The organism is Mycolicibacterium tusciae (assembly GCF_002086795.1).
Taxonomy (GTDB): domain Bacteria; phylum Actinomycetota; class Actinomycetes; order Mycobacteriales; family Mycobacteriaceae; genus Mycobacterium; species Mycobacterium tusciae.
This window is the reverse complement of the sequence record NZ_MVIM01000007.1, coordinates 320,412-336,691: the sequence shown is the minus strand read 5'-3', so window position 1 is coordinate 336,691 and position 16,280 is coordinate 320,412. Positions and strand designations below refer to the sequence as shown.

Here is a 16,280-nt window from a genome sequence, read left to right as displayed (position 1 = left end):
CGACAACCGGGACATGCCAAGCCGCACAGACACAATGGGCGCCGCCCTGTCCGGAGTGATCGGCGGCCCGGTCGGCAGGCACGCGCTCATCGGCCGTCAACGGTTTTTCACGCCGCTGCGCGCCATGCTGCTCATCGCGCTGGTGTTGCTCGCGCTCGGGTACTCGACCAAGGCGGCGTGCCTGCAGACCACCGGCACCGGCCCGCCTGACCAACGCGTAGCCAACTGGGACAACCAGCGGGCGTACTACCAGCTCTGCTACTCCGACACCGTCCCGCTCTACACCGCCGAACTGTTGAACCTCGGCAAGTTCCCGTACAAGTCCAGCTGGACCGAAAAGGACGGTGAGGGCAAGCCGAAGATCAGGTACGACGGCGATGTCGCGGTGCGGTACATGGAATACCCGGTGTTGACCGGGCTGTATCAATACGGCTCGATGGCGCTGGCGAAGTCCTACACCGCGTTGGCGAAGCTGGTGTCGTTGCCGATCCTGGCCGAGGTGGTGATGTTCTTCAACATCGCGGCCTTCGGGCTGGCGCTGGCGTGGCTGGCGACGGTGTGGGCGACGTCGCGCCTATCCGGCCCGCGCAGGGTGTGGGATGCGGCCCTGGTGGCGGCCTCGCCGATCGTGATCTTCCAGATGTTCACCAACTTCGACGCGCTCGCAACGGCTTTCGCGACGGGGGCGATGCTTGCGTGGGCGCGGCGAAAGCCGGTGCTGGCGGGCGTGCTGATCGGCCTCGGCGTGGCGGCGAAGCTGTATCCGTTGCTGCTGCTCGCACCGCTGCTGGTATTGGCGGTGCGCACCGGCAAGGGACGTGAGGTCGGTAAGACGGCGCTCGCCGCCGCGGTCACCTGGGTGCTGGTGAACCTGCCGATCATGGTGCTGTTCCCGAGGGGATGGTCAGAGTTCTTCCGGCTCAACAGCCGTCGCGGCGACGACATGGATTCGATCTACAACGTGATCCGGTCGTTCACCGGCTGGGGTGGTTTCGATCCGGATCTGGGGGTGTGGGAGCCGCCGACGGTGCTGAACACCGTCTCGGCGCTGCTGTTCGTATCATGTTGCGTCGCCATCGCTTACATCGCTTTGACGGCCAAGCAGCGGCCGCGGGTGGCGCAGATCGCGTTCCTGGTCGTCGCGGCGTTCCTGTTGACGAACAAGGTGTGGAGCCCGCAGTTCTCGCTGTGGCTGGTACCGCTGGCGGTGCTCGCCGTGCCGCACAGGCGCATTCTGCTTGCGTGGATGACGGTAGACGCGCTGGTGTGGATTCCGCGGATGCTGTACCTCTACGGCCAGCAGAACAAGGGCCTACCAGAGCAACCGTTCACCGTCGTGGTGGTGATCCGGGATCTCGCAGTGATCGGCTTGTGCGCGTTGGTGATTCATCAGATCTATCGACCCGACAAGGATCTGGTGCGCTTCGGCGGTGAGGTCGACGACCCGGCCGGGGGAATCTTCGACCGCGCACCCGACGCCCCGCCCCGATGGCTGCCCGACTGGCTACGGCCGGATCGGGACAGGGTGCGGGTGGGCGCGCCGCAGCCCGATCCCGATCCCGATCAGCTGGTGGGCAGTTCGTCGCGCTGAGTGCGCTCGTTGAGTTCGGTAACTGGCTCTCCGCGCGTGCTCAGTATGAGTGGTCGGAACGGTGGCCTACTCACCATGTTGGCGGTGCCGAAATCGACGGCGGCGAGCGCGTCGATGCCAGCCGTGAGGGCGGCGCCGGCGGTCGCACTCCAATCCGATCGGTAGGGCAGGTACGGTAGCGTCTTCGCGTTGGCGGCCAGTTCGGCGTAGGCGAAGTTGTTCGCGAGCGGTCCTTGTTGGGACACAGCGGGTTTCGCCCAGCCGGACTCGACGTCGTCGGAATAGCGACCCGCGCCGAGTGCCGTCGAGCGGAGCCGCGTCCACCGGTGTCTGGTCCATTGCGTTGCGGCCTCGTCGGTTTGATCGACGGGATCTACGTGCTCCGGGAGGGTGCCTCGCACCATCCATCCCAGGTTTTCCCCGGCTGCCCGCCCGCGCGGAGCCAGGCCCGTGATCGTCGTACTCGGCATGTCGAGGTTCATGCCGCCCTCTTTCGAGCTCAGCCGAATGGTGCAGACGCGATCACGTACGCCGAGCGATCTGGTCGCCGAGTAGTCCGACCAGTTCTGCATCGTGGTGAGTACCGCACCCAGCAGCTGTGTGGTGGAGTCGATATCGGAAATGGGAGCTCCTGCACCGGATCCGGTCCGGATCGGGCGCCACACGTTGCGGTGTGCTCGGGCCATCACCGAATGGTCATCGCCGGGTTCCGCGTCGCTGTCTGTCGCACCGGAGCCGAGGTTGATGGCGTAGGTCGGACGCGACGGCAGTGGATGGTCGAATAGGTGGACGGGCATGTTCGAGCAGATGCCACCGTCGGACAGCCACACCTCGCGGTACTCGGTGACCCACTTGCCCCCGCGCCGAACCGGCGTCAATCGCCATAGCGGAATCGCCGAGATCACGACGGGGAACGACAAGCTGATCCGCGCACCGAGGATCACCGGCAGCTCCGGTGCGGGCGGCAGCTGCAGCAGTCCCGCCTTTTCGAGTGTCGCGCGCTGCTCCGAGGATTCGGTCGCCACCCGGCCCCGAGCTTCGAGATGGGAAGCGACCTGCTCGGGGAACAGCGTGCGGATGTCGGCGGGCCGGAACGCCCATGTCAGGTCCGAGAAGGGAAAGGTCTCGCTCGAGGTCTGCGAAAGGTTGGTCGTCAGCGTGACGAGGCCGATGTCGTGTCGCGCGAGGTCGCCGTAGGTCAGCGGTGATTGACGATCGCCACCCGCCAGTCGCTCGATTCGTTCGTGCAGCCAATCGGTGAGTCCCATCTGGTCGCCGACCGAGCGCCCGTTGACCAGGCCGTGCATGTTGGCGGCGACGGCCTGCTGCGCGTTACGGACCATGTCGATGACGCCCGCGACCACGCGAGCGACCAGGTAGATGACCACGCCGACGAGCACTGCGAGCACGGCGAAGGCGATCGTTCCCGGTGAGCACGCGAGCGCCGCCCATACGATCGCCGCCAGCGGAAGGCCGAAGGCAAAGAGATTGGCCAGCTTGAACTTTGGAATGGTCGGACTGTGCCGGAGGAGGGTCGGGAGCACAGCCTTGGCGCGCGTGAAGAGCCCGCCTTCCAGCCTCTTCTGCTGCCAGAACAGGTCGAAGTACTCGCGGGTTTCGGTTTGCGCCACGAAAAGGCGCTGCAGCAGCGTCTGGTGTGACGACGCGTCCTCGTGCGCCAATTCGTCGGGAATCGCGTTCAGTTCGTCGAACCCGCCGCCGCCGGTCTGGCGCCCGTATTCGGCTGCCGCCGCGGCGACGGCGGCGATCGCCCCTGCCGACGCGCCGCCGATGTTGTGGAAGCGGTGGTCGCGGGCAAGTTCGACGATGGCGGTGGGGTAGACGACACCGCTGGTGATTCCGCCCTTCAAGACGAGGTCGCAGTCGAATGGCAGATCGGACATGGTCACATCTCCAATCAGGGTTGGCCGACGGAGAACAGGCCGAGTGTAAGCCGAGCGGGGCCGGCGCAAGGGCACTCGACGCTATTCTCGACGGGTGACCCGGCGGACGCGACGCCTGCTTGCGGTGGCCTGCATGGTCGCCGCGCTGGTCGGCTGTGGCAAGCCCGAGAGCCCGGCACCATCGTCGCCGACGGCGCAGCAGCCGGACGGTGGCACGACATCCGTCGTACCGAACGACGGCACCGTGCGTTATCTCGCGTTGGGCGATTCGCTGAGCCAGGGTGTCGGCGCGCCGGACGAGCAGACGGGTGCTTTCCCAGCGCTGCTGGCCGAGCGGTGGCGCGGAGAAGGCTGCCAGGTAGAGCTGCAGAATGCGGGCATCAGCGGCTACACGGCCGAGCAGGTGCTGACCGACGAGGTGCCCCAGATCGACTCTTTCGCACCGACGTTGGTCACTTTCCAGGCCGGCGCCAACGACATCGTCAACGGTGTGACGATCGAGGACTACCGGAAGAACGTGAAGTCGGTACTCGATGCGGCGACGGCCAGTGGTGCTCGCGTGATCGTGCTGGCGCAGAACGAATGGTTTCGGTCGCCCGAGGGGCAGACCTACGGCGACGATCTCGCGGCGCAGCGCGAGGCGTTCGACAGCGTGTTGATCGAAGAGGCCAACGCGGCGGGCGCCGAATTCGTTGACATGCGACCGCTTTACACGCAACAGGCCGATGAGAACCAGTGGGTCGAGGACGGGATTCACCCGACCCCGGAAGCCTACGAGGCGTGGGCGACGGAATTGTCCAGCGCAGTGCCGGCGCCGTGTCAGTGAGCCAGGGAAAAGACAACGTCGCGCGACGCAGACGCCGTAGCCTTGGGCGATGAAGGTTGGTCTGTCACCCGCGGCCATGCGTCCCGGCGTCCGCGTCCTCTGTCGCTGGCTGTTTTCGCCGACCGCGTCGTGGTTGACGATTCGCAAGCGCATGACGCTCGCGCTCGCCTATCCGCCACCCCCGAAGGGGACGATGGTGACGCCAACGACCATCGGCGGTGTTCCGGCAGAGGACATCCGGCCGCCGGGGGTCACCGAATCGCGCGTGCTGCTCTACGCGCACGGCGGCGGCTACGTAGTCGGAAGCGCACGCTCGCATCGCGCGCTCGTCGCGGCGATCGGCACCGCAGCGGACGCGCGGGTGATCTCGCTCGACTACCGGATGGGGCCGGAACACCCGTACCCCGCCGCGGTCGACGACGGGCTCGCTGCTTACCGCGACCTCGTCGCGCAGGGCACCGATCCAAGCCGCATCGCGATCGTCGGTGACTCCGCCGGTGCCGGACTGTCGCTCGCCGTTGCGCTGCGTCTACGCGAAAACGGCGAGGCTCTGCCGGCCGTGCTCGGCCTCATCTGCCCTTGGCCCGACCTCACCCCGGGCGCCCATGCGCGACGTGGTCCGGCGCCGCGGGACGCTGCGCTGACCGCCGACCTCTTGATCCGGTTCGCGGACGCTTATCTGCCTTCGGGTCAGGATCCGGCCGAGCCGGCGATCTCGCCGATGTTCGCTGACCTCGCCGGGCTGCCGCCGATGGTCATGCACTCGGGCGGCGACGACATCCTCGCCTCGGACGCACGCGAACTCGAGAAGCGGGCACGCGCGGCAGGAGTCGACATCGAGCACCAGGTCTACGAAGGTCTTTGGCACGACTTCCATCTGTTCTCGCCGTTTCTCTTGGGGCCCAGCGGCGACGCTCCACAGAAGTTGGGTCGGGCGCTCGGCCGTAGGCTCGGATCCGGCTGAGTTCACGTACGCGTCACGTTGACGCGACGGCGAACAGCCGCCATTCACCGGGTACGCCCTTGAGTTGGTGTGCGCCGCGGTCGTCGAATTCGAGCCCCGAGCCGATCACGAGGTCGCGCAGTGTGCTGGAGACGAGGACGTCGTTGGGTCCGGCGAGGGCGCTGATGCGCGCGCCGATGTGTACGGCGATGCCGCCGATGTCGTCGCCGCGGATCTCGACTTCGCCGGTGTGCAGTCCGGCGCGGACTTCGATGCCGAGGGAGCGCACGGCGTCGCGAATTGCCATGGCGCAGCGGATCGCTCGTTGTGGGCCGTCGAAGGTGGCGAGGAATCCGTCGCCGGAGGTGTTGACTTCGCGGCCGCGGAACCGGGTGAGTTGAGCGCGGATGATGGCGTCGTGTGCGTCGAGCAGGGCACGCCAGTTGCGGTCGCCCATTTCGGCCGCGCGTCGTGTCGAGTCCACGATGTCGGTGAATAGCACAGTGGCGAGCACGCGGTCGTCTGCCACTTCTGGCTGGTGACCGGTCAGAAACTCGGCGATCACCTGGAAGGAGTCGCGCCAAGGTTCGACGAAGTGGTACATGTTGCGCCCAGGCAGCTCAACATATTTCGCGCCGGGAATGTTCTCGGCCACCTGCCTACCCCTTGTGGGCTCCACGATCGGGTCGTCGACGTGATGGACGACGAGCGTAGGCACGCGAATTGCCGGCAGAACTGCCCGCACGTCAACATCGCCCACCAGCGGCCACATGAGCACAACCGTCCGTGGACTGGCCGAGAGCCGTTCCACTCGAGCCCACGCAGACCGGATCTCTTCGTTCCATGGCATGTCTGGATTGACCAGGTGCTGGTACTCACCCGTGCCCCACATAGCGACGAAGGCGGCGCGGAATTCCTCGCGCGTGGTCCCGTCGGCCGTCTTTGCAATGGGATCCGCGAAACCCTCGAGGACGACGAGCGACGTTATGCGGGAGGGATGGGCCGCGGCACACAGTGCTGCGGGCGCGAGGGTGCCGGCGACTGCGATGAGCACCGCTTCATCGCTGCCGAGATCGTCGAGTACCGCAGTGATGCTGTCGGCAAATTTCTCCAACGTCGGCATCGCATCCGGAGCGATGGGATCGGATGCGCCGGTGCCGGGCTGATCGATGAGGATCAGTCGGCCGACCGACGTCATTGCCTCGAGCCAGCCCTGGACCGAGGCCACTTCCGGCCACACCTCGCAATTGGTGAACCATGTGGGGACGAAGACCATGTCGCGTTCTCCCTCGCGCGACGCGCGGTACGCCACGCGCAGATCCCCGTTGAGCGCATACCGCGTCTCGGAGAACACAGCAGAAGCGTAAGCCCGTCAGCAGTGCGATTTCGCAGATCAGCGGGCATTCCTGTAGCCTGGGCCGGTTGCCGACGCAGGTAACCCTCCTGTCACGGAACGACCGTGGCCGAACAAGACCGTAGGAGGTGGTGTGGTTCTCATGCGTCCATACGAAATCATGGTCATTCTCGACCCCACTCTCGACGAGCGCACTGTAGCTCCGTCGCTGGAAACGTTCCTCAACGTCATCCGCAAGGACGGCGGCACCGTCGACAAAGTCGACATCTGGGGCAAGCGCCGGCTGGCATACGAGATCGCCAAGCACGCCGAGGGCATCTATGCCGTCGTCGATGTGAAGGCCGAGTCCGCAACGGTGTCCGAACTGGACCGCCAGCTCAACCTCAACGAGTCCGTCCTGCGGACCAAGGTCATGCGGACCGACAAGCACTAAAGGCTGCCGTACGTCGGAGCGGCTACGTAGGCTCGCCTGCGACTGACTTCGCGCCGACAACCCAATCCAGGAGGAACTCGTGGCTGGTGACACCATCATCACGGTCATCGGAAACCTGACGGCAGACCCCGAGCTTCGGTTCACACCGTCAGGCGCAGCCGTCGCCAACTTCACCGTGGCGTCGACGCCACGCATCTTCGACCGTCAGACCAACGAATGGAAAGACGGCGAGGCGCTGTTCCTGCGCTGCAACATCTGGCGTGAGGCGGCCGAGAACGTGGCCGAAAGCCTGACTCGCGGTTCACGGGTGATCGTCAGCGGACGGCTCAAGCAGCGTTCGTTCGAAACCCGTGAGGGTGAGAAGCGCACCGTGGTGGAGCTCGAGGTCGACGAGATCGGCCCGTCACTGAAGTACGCCACGGCCAAGGTCAACAAGGCCAGCCGCAGCGGCGGCGGTGGCGGCGGTGGGTTCGGCAGCGGTGGCGGGGGATCCCGTGGTGCGGCTCCGGCCGGTGGATCCGAGGCCAAGCAGGACGATCCGTGGGGCAGCGCGCCCGCGTCGGGCTCGTTCAGCGGCAGCGACGACGAACCCCCCTTCTGACTCATTACTGATCAGCAATTCCAGAAAGAGATAGACATATGGCCAAGTCCTCGACCAAGAGGCGTCCGGCTCCCGAGAAGCCGGTCAAGACTCGCAAGTGCGTGTTCTGCTCGAAGAAGGGCAAGAACCAGATCATCGATTACAAGGACACCGCACTGCTGCGGACCTACATCAGCGAGCGCGGCAAGATCCGTGCCCGCCGCGTGACAGGCAACTGTGTTCAGCACCAGCGCGACATCGCCATCGCGGTGAAGAACGCCCGCGAGGTGGCGCTGCTGCCGTTCAGCTCGTCGACGCGATAGAGGCGAGGAACAACAATGAAACTCATTCTGACTACTGAGGTGGATCACCTGGGCACCTCGGGTGACATCGTCGAGGTCAAGGACGGCTACGGCCGCAACTTCCTGCTGCCCCGCGGCATGGCCGTCGTGGCATCGCGTGGCGCCGAGCGCCAGGCCGAGGAGATCCGCCGGGCCCGCGAGGCCAAGGCCGTACAGGGGCTTGAGCACGCGCGCGAATTGAAGACGGCGCTCGAGGGTCTGGGCGCGGTCGAGCTGGCGGTGAAGGCCGCCGGCGACAGCGGCAAGCTGTTCGGTTCGGTGACGGGCTCCGACGTGGTCGCTGCCATCAAGAAGGCCGGTGGCCCGAATCTGGACAAGCGCACGGTGCAGTTGCCCAAGGCGCATATCAAGTCCACCGGCACGCATCCGATCACGGTGCGGCTACATCCCGAGGTCGACGCCTCGGTGTCGTTGAGCGTCGTCGCCGGATAATAACGTCAGCGCAAATACGGCCGGGTGAGGATCGAATAGACCTTCACCCGGCCGTTGCTGTGCGCGCAGGCTTGTGCTGGCGAACTTGTCAAGGTAATTAGGTCACAGCGAAGCTAACCGGCTGTTAACCTGCATGGCCCCGATCGGAAACACAACACGCCCGAGACCGCAACCGATAGCGACACGCCGTGCGAATTCCCATCCACAGAATTCCATGGGGTTTATGGTGCGGCTATCTGCACGGATGCTCTGAAAAAAGCAAGTTATACACAGGTTCTCCCCAACGGCTCAACATGGCTGTCCTGACCTATCCACAGGCCATCCACAGGTCCATGAACAGGGTGCCCTTGCATCGCTCCCAGCAACGTCTAGCGTTGGCCGTCGCGAGTCCATTAGGGCGACCGATTGGGGGCGGATGTCCGACGCTTGTCACTGTGCCACGGTAGCGTTTTATCGAACGTCAGTTCGACCTAGTTCAGGGGAGGTGTAGCTCCGTGGCTGTCGTGGACGACCTTGGCCATTCGGCCATGGACACTCCTCCACCCAGTGAGGATTTCGGACGTCAGCCTCCGCAGGACGCTGCGGCCGAGCAGGCCGTTTTGGGCGGCATGCTGCTGAGCAAGGACGCGATCGCCGATGTGCTGGAGAAGCTGCGGCCGGGCGACTTCTATCGGCCCGCGCACCAGAACGTGTACGACGCGATCCTGGACCTGTACGGCCGTGGTGAGCCGGCCGACGCGGTGACGGTGGCGGCGGAGCTGGACCGCCGCGGGTTACTGCGCCGGATCGGCGGAGCACCGTATCTGCACACCCTGATCTCGACGGTGCCGACGGCCGCGAACGCGGGGTTCTATGCGGGCATTGTCGCGGAGAAGGCGCTGCTGCGCCGCCTTGTGGAGGCGGGCACGCGCGTCGTGCAGTACGGCTATGCCGGCGCCGATGGTGCCGATGTGGCGGACATTGTGGACCGCGCGCAGGCCGAGATCTACGACGTGACCGAGGGTCGTAATACCTCAGAGGACTTCGTTCCGCTGGAGCAGTTGCTGCAGCCGACGATGGACGAGATCGACGCGATCGCCTCGCAGGGCGGGATGTCGCGAGGGGTGCCGACGGGCTTCGTGGAACTCGACGATCTGACGAATGGCTTGCATCCCGGACAGATGATCGTCATCGCGGCCCGTCCCGGTATGGGGAAGGCGCTCAAGCTCGATACGCCGCTGCCTACTCCGACGGGCTGGACGACGATGGGTGAGGTCGCGGTAGGCGATCACCTGATTGGTGCCGACGGGGCGCCGACTCGAGTGGTGGCGGCGACCGAGGTCATGCACGGGCGGCCGTGCTTCGAGGTCGAGTTCTCGGATGGAACGGTGATCGTCGCGGACGCCGAGCACCAATGGCCGACGGCGCGCGGCATCCAGGTCACCGAGTCATTGCGCGCAGGCGTGGATGTCATTACCGCGGCACGGGTTCCGGCTCTCGCCACGGTCGGCGGGGGCGGACGGTCGGCCTGGGGCATTGAAGCCGTTCGCCGAGTCGACAGCGTTCCGGTGCGGTGCGTCGAGGTGAGCGCTGCGGATCATTTGTATCTGGCGGGCGAGGGAATGATCCCGACGCACAACTCGACTCTGGGTTTGGATTTCTTGCGGTCGTGCTCCATCAAGCACCACATGGCGAGCGTCATTTTCTCGCTGGAGATGAGTAAGTCCGAGATTGTGATGCGTCTGCTGTCGGCCGAGGCGAAGATCAAGCTGGCAGACATGCGCTTGGGTCGGATGAATGACGACGACTGGACGAGGCTCGCACGGCGGATGAGCGAAATCAGTGAAGCCCCTTTGTATATCGACGACTCGCCGAACCTGACGATGATGGAGATCAGGGCCAAAGCGCGTCGACTCAAGCAGAAGGCGGACCTGAAGCTCATCGTTCTCGACTACCTGCAGCTGATGACGTCGGGCAAGAAGGTCGAGTCACGGCAGCAGGAAGTGTCCGAATTCTCGCGCCAGATCAAGCTTTTGGCCAAGGAGCTCGAAGTTCCCGTGGTCGCGATGAGTCAGCTGAACCGTGGTCCGGAACAGCGCACCGACAAGAAGCCGATGCTGGCCGATCTACGCGAGAGCGGTTCAATTGAGCAAGATGCGGACATGGTGATCCTGCTGCATCGTCCCGACGCGTTCGAGCGCGACGACCCGCGCGGCGGCGAGGCGGACTTGATCATCGCCAAGCACCGCAGCGGTCCGACGAAGACGATTACCGTTGCGCACCAACTACATCTGTCGCGTTTCGCGAACATGGCGAAGGCTTAGGCAGCGCGACGACAGTCAACGCGCTGCCTTCCGAAGGGAGGTGCGTGTGCTAGGAAGCTCGCGAATTCTCCGGGCGGACATCGGCGCCGAAGCTACGATCGAAGAGTTGGTCCGTCTGGGTCGTCCGCCCCTAGTGTGGACGCTCGATGGCCGCAGGCGGATCGCTTTCCGGACAGTCACGGACATCGTGCCCGGGGGCAAGAAGGAAGCTTTTTCGCTGCGTCTGGCGTCGGGACGGCAATTAACAATTGATGCTCAGCAAGCGCTGATGACGCTGGCCGGATGGACTCCGCTGAGTCGGGTGGCCGTGGGTGACCGCGTAGCGGTACCGCGGCGTGTGCCGGAACCGATCGGGACACAACCAATGGTCGACGCGGAGTTGATTCTGCTCGCGCACATGATCGGCGACGGGTCATGCGTCAGGAATCAACCCATCAGGTACGCGAGTATCGACGAGGAGAATCTCCGTGCGGTCGCCAGTGCGGCCCAGCACTTCGGCGTCAGTGCGAAACGAGACGACTACGCAGCGGCGAGGGTCACGACCTTACGACTGCCTGCGCCGTATCGTTTGACGCACGGCGTCCGCAATCCCATTGCCGCCTGGCTCGACAAGCTGGGGCTTTTCGGAAAACGCAGTTACGAGAAATTCGTCCCGCCCGACGTTTTCTCCACTCCGAACGATCAAGTCGCGTTGTTCCTGCGTCATCTGTGGGCGACCGACGGGTGCATCACATGGGACTCTCGGTACGGACTTGCCAACATTTACTACGCGTCGACTAGTAGACGTCTCGTCGACGACGTTCGACAGTTGCTGGCGCGCCTTAGTATTTCGACGCGGCTTTACCGTGTTGGTCAGGGCGAGTACCGCGACGCATGGCATCTACGCATATTTGGAGTCGATAATCAACGACGATTTCTTCACGTTGTCGGCGCGCAAGGACTGAAGTACTTCGCAGCTCGCGAGGTGTTGTGCAACCTGGGAAGTGTAAAGGGCAATGAGAACGTCGACACGGTGCCACGCGAAGTGTGGCATCAGGTGCGGAAAGCATTGTCAGATAAACGGATGACGCACCGCGCATTCGCCGAAGCAATGGGAACCAAGTTCAGCGGGTCAGCGATGTGGAAGCGGTCGCCGAGCCGTGGCCGACTCCACCGCGCCGCGGCCATCCTCGATGACGCGGCACTGCACGACCTCACGAACAACGACGTGTTCTGGGACAGGGTCGTCGAGCTCACTCCCGAGGGTGAGCAGGACGTGTACGCCATGACGGTATCGGGAGCGGAATGTGTAGTGGTACAGGGAGTTTTTGTCGGAACTGCACAGGGCGACGGTGCGACGCGGTCGACAACCCGCGTCGAGCCAACACAAACTAACAAATCGCTGTCGCGTACCAGTTCCGCTTGTCGCGATTCTCGTTGACCGAATCTGGTGTATCGGCGGCTCATTATTACGAAGGCTGGTGTCGCGAAGGTTCCATTGCTCCGGCGCAGAAGTCATGCAGGACCTATCCGGCCTTCTCTGTCATCAAGTACGCCTTGGCCCCTGAGTTGGGAGCGGCGGGCGCGCGGTGTTCCATAACGTCTGGTCGGATGCCGCCGTGTGCCGACTTCAGCAAAAGCAGGACCGGAGAGTAATGGCCGGCGGTACTTATCCTGGTGCGGTGACCTTCACTCCGCTGCACCGCGCCCTCGGTCTGCCGCCGAGCACCCTGACCGACGAGATCCTTGAGGCGGCTGTCGCAGCGGGCGTGGCCGAGGCCGACGACCTCGACTGGAAGTCGGAACTCCCTCCGGCGAAAGGCCTTCCACAGACCGACTTTCCGAAAGACATCGCCGCGATGGCGAACAGCGGCGGCGGCATGATCGTGTACGGGGTCGAAGAGAACCAGAAAGCGCCGACCGGTCGCACGGATACGGGCGAGTTCACCGAAGTTCACGAGCGGGCTCTCCATAGCGCCGCGATCACAGCGATCACACCGCCGGTGTTCGGGCTGGAAGTTCACCGGCTCGGGGTCAACCCTCGCGCAGTCGCGGTGATCGTGCCTGCGAGCGTGGACGGTCCGCACCTCATCTACCGGGGCGAGTACTTCGGCGCCCCGATCCGCAACAACGCCGACACCGTGTGGATGAAGGAAAGGCAGATCGAAGCCATGTACCGGGCGCGGTTTGATGAACGCCGCCGGGCTACCGAGGCGGTGGACACGCTGTACGCCGAGGCCGCGGCTGGTCGCGACTCCGCCAACCGGGCCTGGCTGATCGCTGTTGCGCACCCGCGTATACCGGGGACGCTCGTTCGCCCCTGCCATGAAAAAGCACAAGCAATCTTCGCGCGGGCAGAAACGATCGCGCTCAGCTACTCGAACCGCAACGGCATGCACCCGCTCCAGAATGTCGACCGCTACCCCAGGCCCGGTCTGCGACGGTGGGTCGCACCCAGCGCCGCTACCGGTGACGGGTCGCGGTGGCGCGAGGCGTGGGCGAGTGTGCACCACGAGGGCTCGGTCACGCTCACGGCAGCTGTCGGAGGGCACCGAAAGAGCGGTGACGGTAATTTCGAGGGTTGGGAGGTAGAGGCTCGGGCGATCGAGGCCGCCATTGCAGACTTCACCGCATTGATCCGCGCGACCGCAACGGCGCTGCACCACGGGGAGTACGACGTGTGCGTGGGAGTCGTATGGGCAGGCGAGCAGCCCCTCTGTGTGTTGACGGTGGACGGCATGGGTTACACGTACGACGGGGCTTCGACCCCGCTATCGACCTTCACTCCAGCGCGATCGACCATCAACGCTGCCGCCGCTGACACCGAGTTCCATCGCCAAGTGCACCAGTTAGCCCAGGACTGCGTGAACCAGGGCGGGATCACCTACCTTCACGTAATCACGGATCCTGATCAGACCGAGACCTAAGAGCCGGGGTCCCGGCGATCGATCCCAGTCCCCCCGTCGCGACGCTGAAGACGAAGTCCACGCCGTCCTTCAACGACATCCCAACGCAACGCTGCGTGGTCCATCACATCCTGCAGACCAGGCCCTAGCTACGCCGCCGATCAACGCCTCGCACGCGAGCGCCTCTTCCTGCGCCGACACCTACGTCATTTTCGGACGGCGGCAGCGTTGACCCGTACTCTGCGCGACGGCGTCGCTGCAAGATCAACTGGAGCCCTTGTGTATCCCAGGATCTCGTCGAGATGCGCGTGGCGGCCGCGGCACGAACCGCGGTATCCGGCTGACTACGTCGGCGTAGTTCGGTCGCCGCTCTAAGCTGCGCTCTTCCATCATGGGGATGCTCGCGCCGAGGAACATGGCGAGCATTGCCACCGCGCCGATGCCTAGCCACCACCAGTCCGCGGGGGCGGCGGCGACGCCGAACAGGGCCAGCGACAGCCAGAAACTGAACTCCCCGAAATAGTTTGGATGCCGCGACCAGCTCCACAATCCGCGGTCCATTACCTCGCCGGGCCGGGCCGCCGCGACAAATCGGTGCATCTGCAGGTCCGCGACGAACTCGAGCGCCACCGCCGCTATGCCCACGACGAAGGCTAACCAGGCCAGCCACTGCAGACCGGGTCCTGGGCGGGTCACCGCGACGTAGACCGGGATCATGCCCAGGAATACCTGGACCGTGGGAATGAGATGGATGGCGAACAGGTCGACGAGAAACTCCCAACGGCCCGCACTCGCCTTGAACTTCGGGTAGCGCCAATCCTCATGGTGCAAGCCGGGAAAGGCGTAGAGCCAGTTGCCGGTGAGCCGAATCGCCCACAGCACAACGACGATCGCGATCAGCAGGGATCGCAGGGTGTCGGGGTTTGGGGCGACCAGCCACCAGTAGAGCAGCAACAGCGGCGGTATCACGCTCCAATAGGCATCGTAGAAGCTGGAATTCTTGAAGGCCCGGCTGAACACGAAGATCACGCCGGTGGCGAGCACATCGGCGATGAATGCGTCCAACCAGGCCCTGCCGGTGGCAGGGCCTGCGACCAACCATGCCGCCCCGGCTGCGATCGCAATCACGTAGGCGACGGCGACGATGGTCAGCGACCGCGCTTTGGACGAGCGCCCGGTGCTCATTGAACGCTCACGCAGTCCTGTGCGGCGCGGATCAGAACCTCGACGTTGACTCGCCGCTTCGCCTCTTGCATGGTCGACACCGCAGCGAGCTTAGTCTCGGTTGCGGTGCGCCCCGCGCGACGGACCCCACGGCATCGCCGGTGAAGTTGACGCGGGGTTGGCGAACCCGACGGCGTTTTCGATGACGTAACGGCCGTTGTTGAGGACGATGGGGCGTACCCAGAGCACGGAGCGTACTTCGGCGGCGGCCGCTCTCCGGCGCGCACGGCGCCGTCCATGTATCCCCGATGGTCATCCAGGGACGCCTCGGTTCCGGCCCAGTGGTCACGGTGCTCACTGCAGCCGATGAAAAAGGTCCATAGCCGCACCCGCGGCTGGGGTAGTGCACTGCGCCGACGCGTGAAGGTGGGGTAATGCGCTACCCCAGCTACCGGGTGGTGCACATTCTAGAGTCCGCTTGAGGAACAAAAATCGAGCGTAGAAGCGGTTGTGATGGTCAGCGCGCCAGGCCCTTTCAGCCGTGGCAATCGATGACGGCCTCGACCCGGGATCGGTAAACGCCCATAGGGGACAGAGACTGTCGTTGACGGCTCTGACCGAGCCGCGACAGGGACAGACGACAGCAAGACAAGGGGCCTGTCATGAAGAAAGTCGTAATCGAAATACTCGCCGCACTGCTGTTTTTCGGCGGCCTGCAACTCGCATTCAGCACGGGCACAGGCCTGCTGTTTGTCGTCGCGATAATCATGGTGACAATCGGGATCGCTGTCTTTGTGCTCGGTTTCTTCGTAGGGGACGGGCTCCGGTCCGCGCTCTCGGGGCAGAACAGCCGAGCGTTTCGGGATGCCGCGCTCGGCATGGCGACCGTCCAGGGTGTCAGCCAGACGGGCACGTACATCAACGAACAGCCGCAGGTCAGAATTGACCTCAACGTGGAGACCATCGATGGCAAGACCTTTCAATCACAGGCGAAGCTCGTCGTCCCGCTGACCGAACTCGCGTTGCTCCGTCCCGGCATTGTGCTCCCAGTCCGCTACCTGCCCGACCGTCTGGACCGGGTGGAAATCGATCGCTCGGACGATCAGGCCGCGGCGCAGGAGGTCTACGACCAGTCGATGATCCGAAAGGGTCTCACCACGCCGGAGATGCTCGCGGTTGCCCGCCAGGGCGTGCGGGCGCAGGGCGTCGTGCGCAACGTGACTGTGTCGGGAGATGTGCGCCACGATTGGACGCGGGTGGTGCTCGACGTGGCGGTCACGCGCCCAGATGGGTCGATGTTCACCACCGAAACGACCAAATTCATTGCCCCGCACGAGATCGGAAATATGCAGGTCGGCAAGGTGCTGGATGTCCGCTACATGCCGGACAACGAGTCGGTGATCGCGTTCTCGAGGCAGGCCAACCAGACCTCGGACGGCGCTTCCCACACGCTGTGACCGAACTGGCGCGGGTAGCCTGGGGACATTCCCATTCAAGACGACC

General features: G+C 64.6%; 15 protein-coding genes. 11 read left to right on the top strand and 4 right to left on the bottom strand.

Annotated elements, in window-relative coordinates; genetic code table 11:
- The first annotated feature begins 13 nt into the window (after positions 1-13).
- On the top strand, positions 14-1,591 hold the full coding sequence (locus BST47_RS16070; RefSeq protein WP_083126553.1) for a glycosyltransferase family 87 protein: 1,578 nt from the start codon (positions 14-16) through the stop codon (positions 1,589-1,591).
- Here the strand turns inward: BST47_RS16070 and BST47_RS16065 are convergent.
- Positions 1,564-3,495 (bottom strand): patatin-like phospholipase family protein, encoded by a 1,932-nt coding sequence (locus BST47_RS16065; RefSeq protein WP_107528987.1) that lies wholly within the window; start codon positions 3,493-3,495, stop codon positions 1,564-1,566. The genes BST47_RS16070 and BST47_RS16065 overlap by 28 nt on opposite strands.
- A gap of 94 nt (positions 3,496-3,589) precedes the next feature.
- Between BST47_RS16065 and BST47_RS16060 the strand changes: the two genes are divergently transcribed.
- Both BST47_RS16060 and BST47_RS16055 read left to right on the top strand, forming a co-directional pair.
- Complete coding sequence (locus tag BST47_RS16060; protein WP_083126491.1) at positions 3,590-4,321, top strand: SGNH/GDSL hydrolase family protein; 732 nt, start codon at positions 3,590-3,592, stop codon at positions 4,319-4,321.
- A 49-nt stretch (positions 4,322-4,370) separates the two neighbouring features.
- Positions 4,371-5,285, top strand: coding sequence for an alpha/beta hydrolase (locus tag BST47_RS16055; RefSeq protein ID WP_083126490.1), 915 nt, complete (start codon positions 4,371-4,373; stop codon positions 5,283-5,285).
- 13 nt (positions 5,286-5,298) lie between these two features.
- On the opposite strand, the gene BST47_RS16050 is transcribed toward BST47_RS16055, so the two are convergent.
- Positions 5,299-6,618, bottom strand: coding sequence for an adenylate/guanylate cyclase domain-containing protein (locus BST47_RS16050; protein ID WP_083126489.1), 1,320 nt, complete (start codon positions 6,616-6,618; stop codon positions 5,299-5,301).
- Positions 6,619-6,760: 142 nt separating this feature from the next.
- On the opposite strand from BST47_RS16050, the gene rpsF reads away from it, so the two are divergent.
- From rpsF to BST47_RS16015, 7 genes are all read left to right on the top strand, one after another.
- On the top strand, positions 6,761-7,051 hold the full coding sequence (gene rpsF, locus BST47_RS16045) for a 30S ribosomal protein S6 (RefSeq protein WP_083126552.1): 291 nt from the start codon (positions 6,761-6,763) through the stop codon (positions 7,049-7,051).
- Between the two features lie 79 nt (positions 7,052-7,130).
- On the top strand, positions 7,131-7,652 hold the full coding sequence (locus tag BST47_RS16040; protein ID WP_083126488.1) for a single-stranded DNA-binding protein: 522 nt from the start codon (positions 7,131-7,133) through the stop codon (positions 7,650-7,652).
- Between the two features lie 38 nt (positions 7,653-7,690).
- The gene (gene rpsR, locus BST47_RS16035; protein WP_014210198.1) at positions 7,691-7,954 is read left to right on the top strand and encodes a 30S ribosomal protein S18; all 264 of its coding nucleotides are present in this window, start codon (positions 7,691-7,693) and stop codon (positions 7,952-7,954) included.
- A 15-nt stretch (positions 7,955-7,969) separates the two neighbouring features.
- Positions 7,970-8,425, top strand: coding sequence for a 50S ribosomal protein L9 (rplI, locus tag BST47_RS16030; protein ID WP_083126487.1), 456 nt, complete (start codon positions 7,970-7,972; stop codon positions 8,423-8,425).
- A gap of 494 nt (positions 8,426-8,919) precedes the next feature.
- Positions 8,920-10,728 carry a replicative DNA helicase gene (gene dnaB / locus BST47_RS16025; protein WP_083126486.1) on the top strand — a complete coding sequence of 603 codons (1,809 nt, stop codon included), beginning with the start codon at positions 8,920-8,922 and terminating at the stop codon, positions 10,726-10,728.
- A gap of 46 nt (positions 10,729-10,774) precedes the next feature.
- Positions 10,775-12,148 (top strand): LAGLIDADG family homing endonuclease, encoded by a 1,374-nt coding sequence (locus BST47_RS16020; RefSeq protein WP_337360518.1) that lies wholly within the window; start codon positions 10,775-10,777, stop codon positions 12,146-12,148.
- Positions 12,149-12,389: 241 nt separating this feature from the next.
- The gene (locus BST47_RS16015; protein WP_083126551.1) at positions 12,390-13,634 is read left to right on the top strand and encodes an AlbA family DNA-binding domain-containing protein; all 1,245 of its coding nucleotides are present in this window, start codon (positions 12,390-12,392) and stop codon (positions 13,632-13,634) included.
- 243 nt (positions 13,635-13,877) lie between these two features.
- On the opposite strand, the gene BST47_RS16010 is transcribed toward BST47_RS16015, so the two are convergent.
- Both BST47_RS16010 and BST47_RS30725 read right to left on the bottom strand, forming a co-directional pair.
- The gene (locus BST47_RS16010; protein ID WP_207568619.1) at positions 13,878-14,798 is read right to left on the bottom strand and encodes a DUF1295 domain-containing protein; all 921 of its coding nucleotides are present in this window, start codon (positions 14,796-14,798) and stop codon (positions 13,878-13,880) included.
- A 90-nt stretch (positions 14,799-14,888) separates the two neighbouring features.
- Positions 14,889-15,026 (bottom strand): hypothetical protein, encoded by a 138-nt coding sequence (locus BST47_RS30725; protein ID WP_165799801.1) that lies wholly within the window; start codon positions 15,024-15,026, stop codon positions 14,889-14,891.
- Between the two features lie 413 nt (positions 15,027-15,439).
- On the opposite strand from BST47_RS30725, the gene BST47_RS16005 reads away from it, so the two are divergent.
- Positions 15,440-16,234 carry a hypothetical protein gene (locus tag BST47_RS16005; RefSeq protein ID WP_083126484.1) on the top strand — a complete coding sequence of 265 codons (795 nt, stop codon included), beginning with the start codon at positions 15,440-15,442 and terminating at the stop codon, positions 16,232-16,234.
- Positions 16,235-16,280: the final 46 nt, after the last annotated feature.

Coding starts and splice junctions, on each gene's coding strand:
- rplI (WP_083126487.1), top strand. CDS start 7,970: ATGAAACTCATTCTGACTACTGAGGTGGATCACCTGGGCACCTCGGGT.
- rpsF (WP_083126552.1), top strand. CDS start 6,761: ATGCGTCCATACGAAATCATGGTCATTCTCGACCCCACTCTCGACGAG.
- BST47_RS16065 (WP_107528987.1), bottom strand. CDS start 3,495: ATGTCCGATCTGCCATTCGACTGCGACCTCGTCTTGAAGGGCGGAATC.
- BST47_RS16055 (WP_083126490.1), top strand. CDS start 4,371: ATGAAGGTTGGTCTGTCACCCGCGGCCATGCGTCCCGGCGTCCGCGTC.
- BST47_RS16010 (WP_207568619.1), bottom strand. CDS start 14,798: ATGAGCACCGGGCGCTCGTCCAAAGCGCGGTCGCTGACCATCGTCGCC.
- rpsR (WP_014210198.1), top strand. CDS start 7,691: ATGGCCAAGTCCTCGACCAAGAGGCGTCCGGCTCCCGAGAAGCCGGTC.
- BST47_RS16005 (WP_083126484.1), top strand. CDS start 15,440: ATGAAGAAAGTCGTAATCGAAATACTCGCCGCACTGCTGTTTTTCGGC.
- BST47_RS16070 (WP_083126553.1), top strand. CDS start 14: ATGCCAAGCCGCACAGACACAATGGGCGCCGCCCTGTCCGGAGTGATC.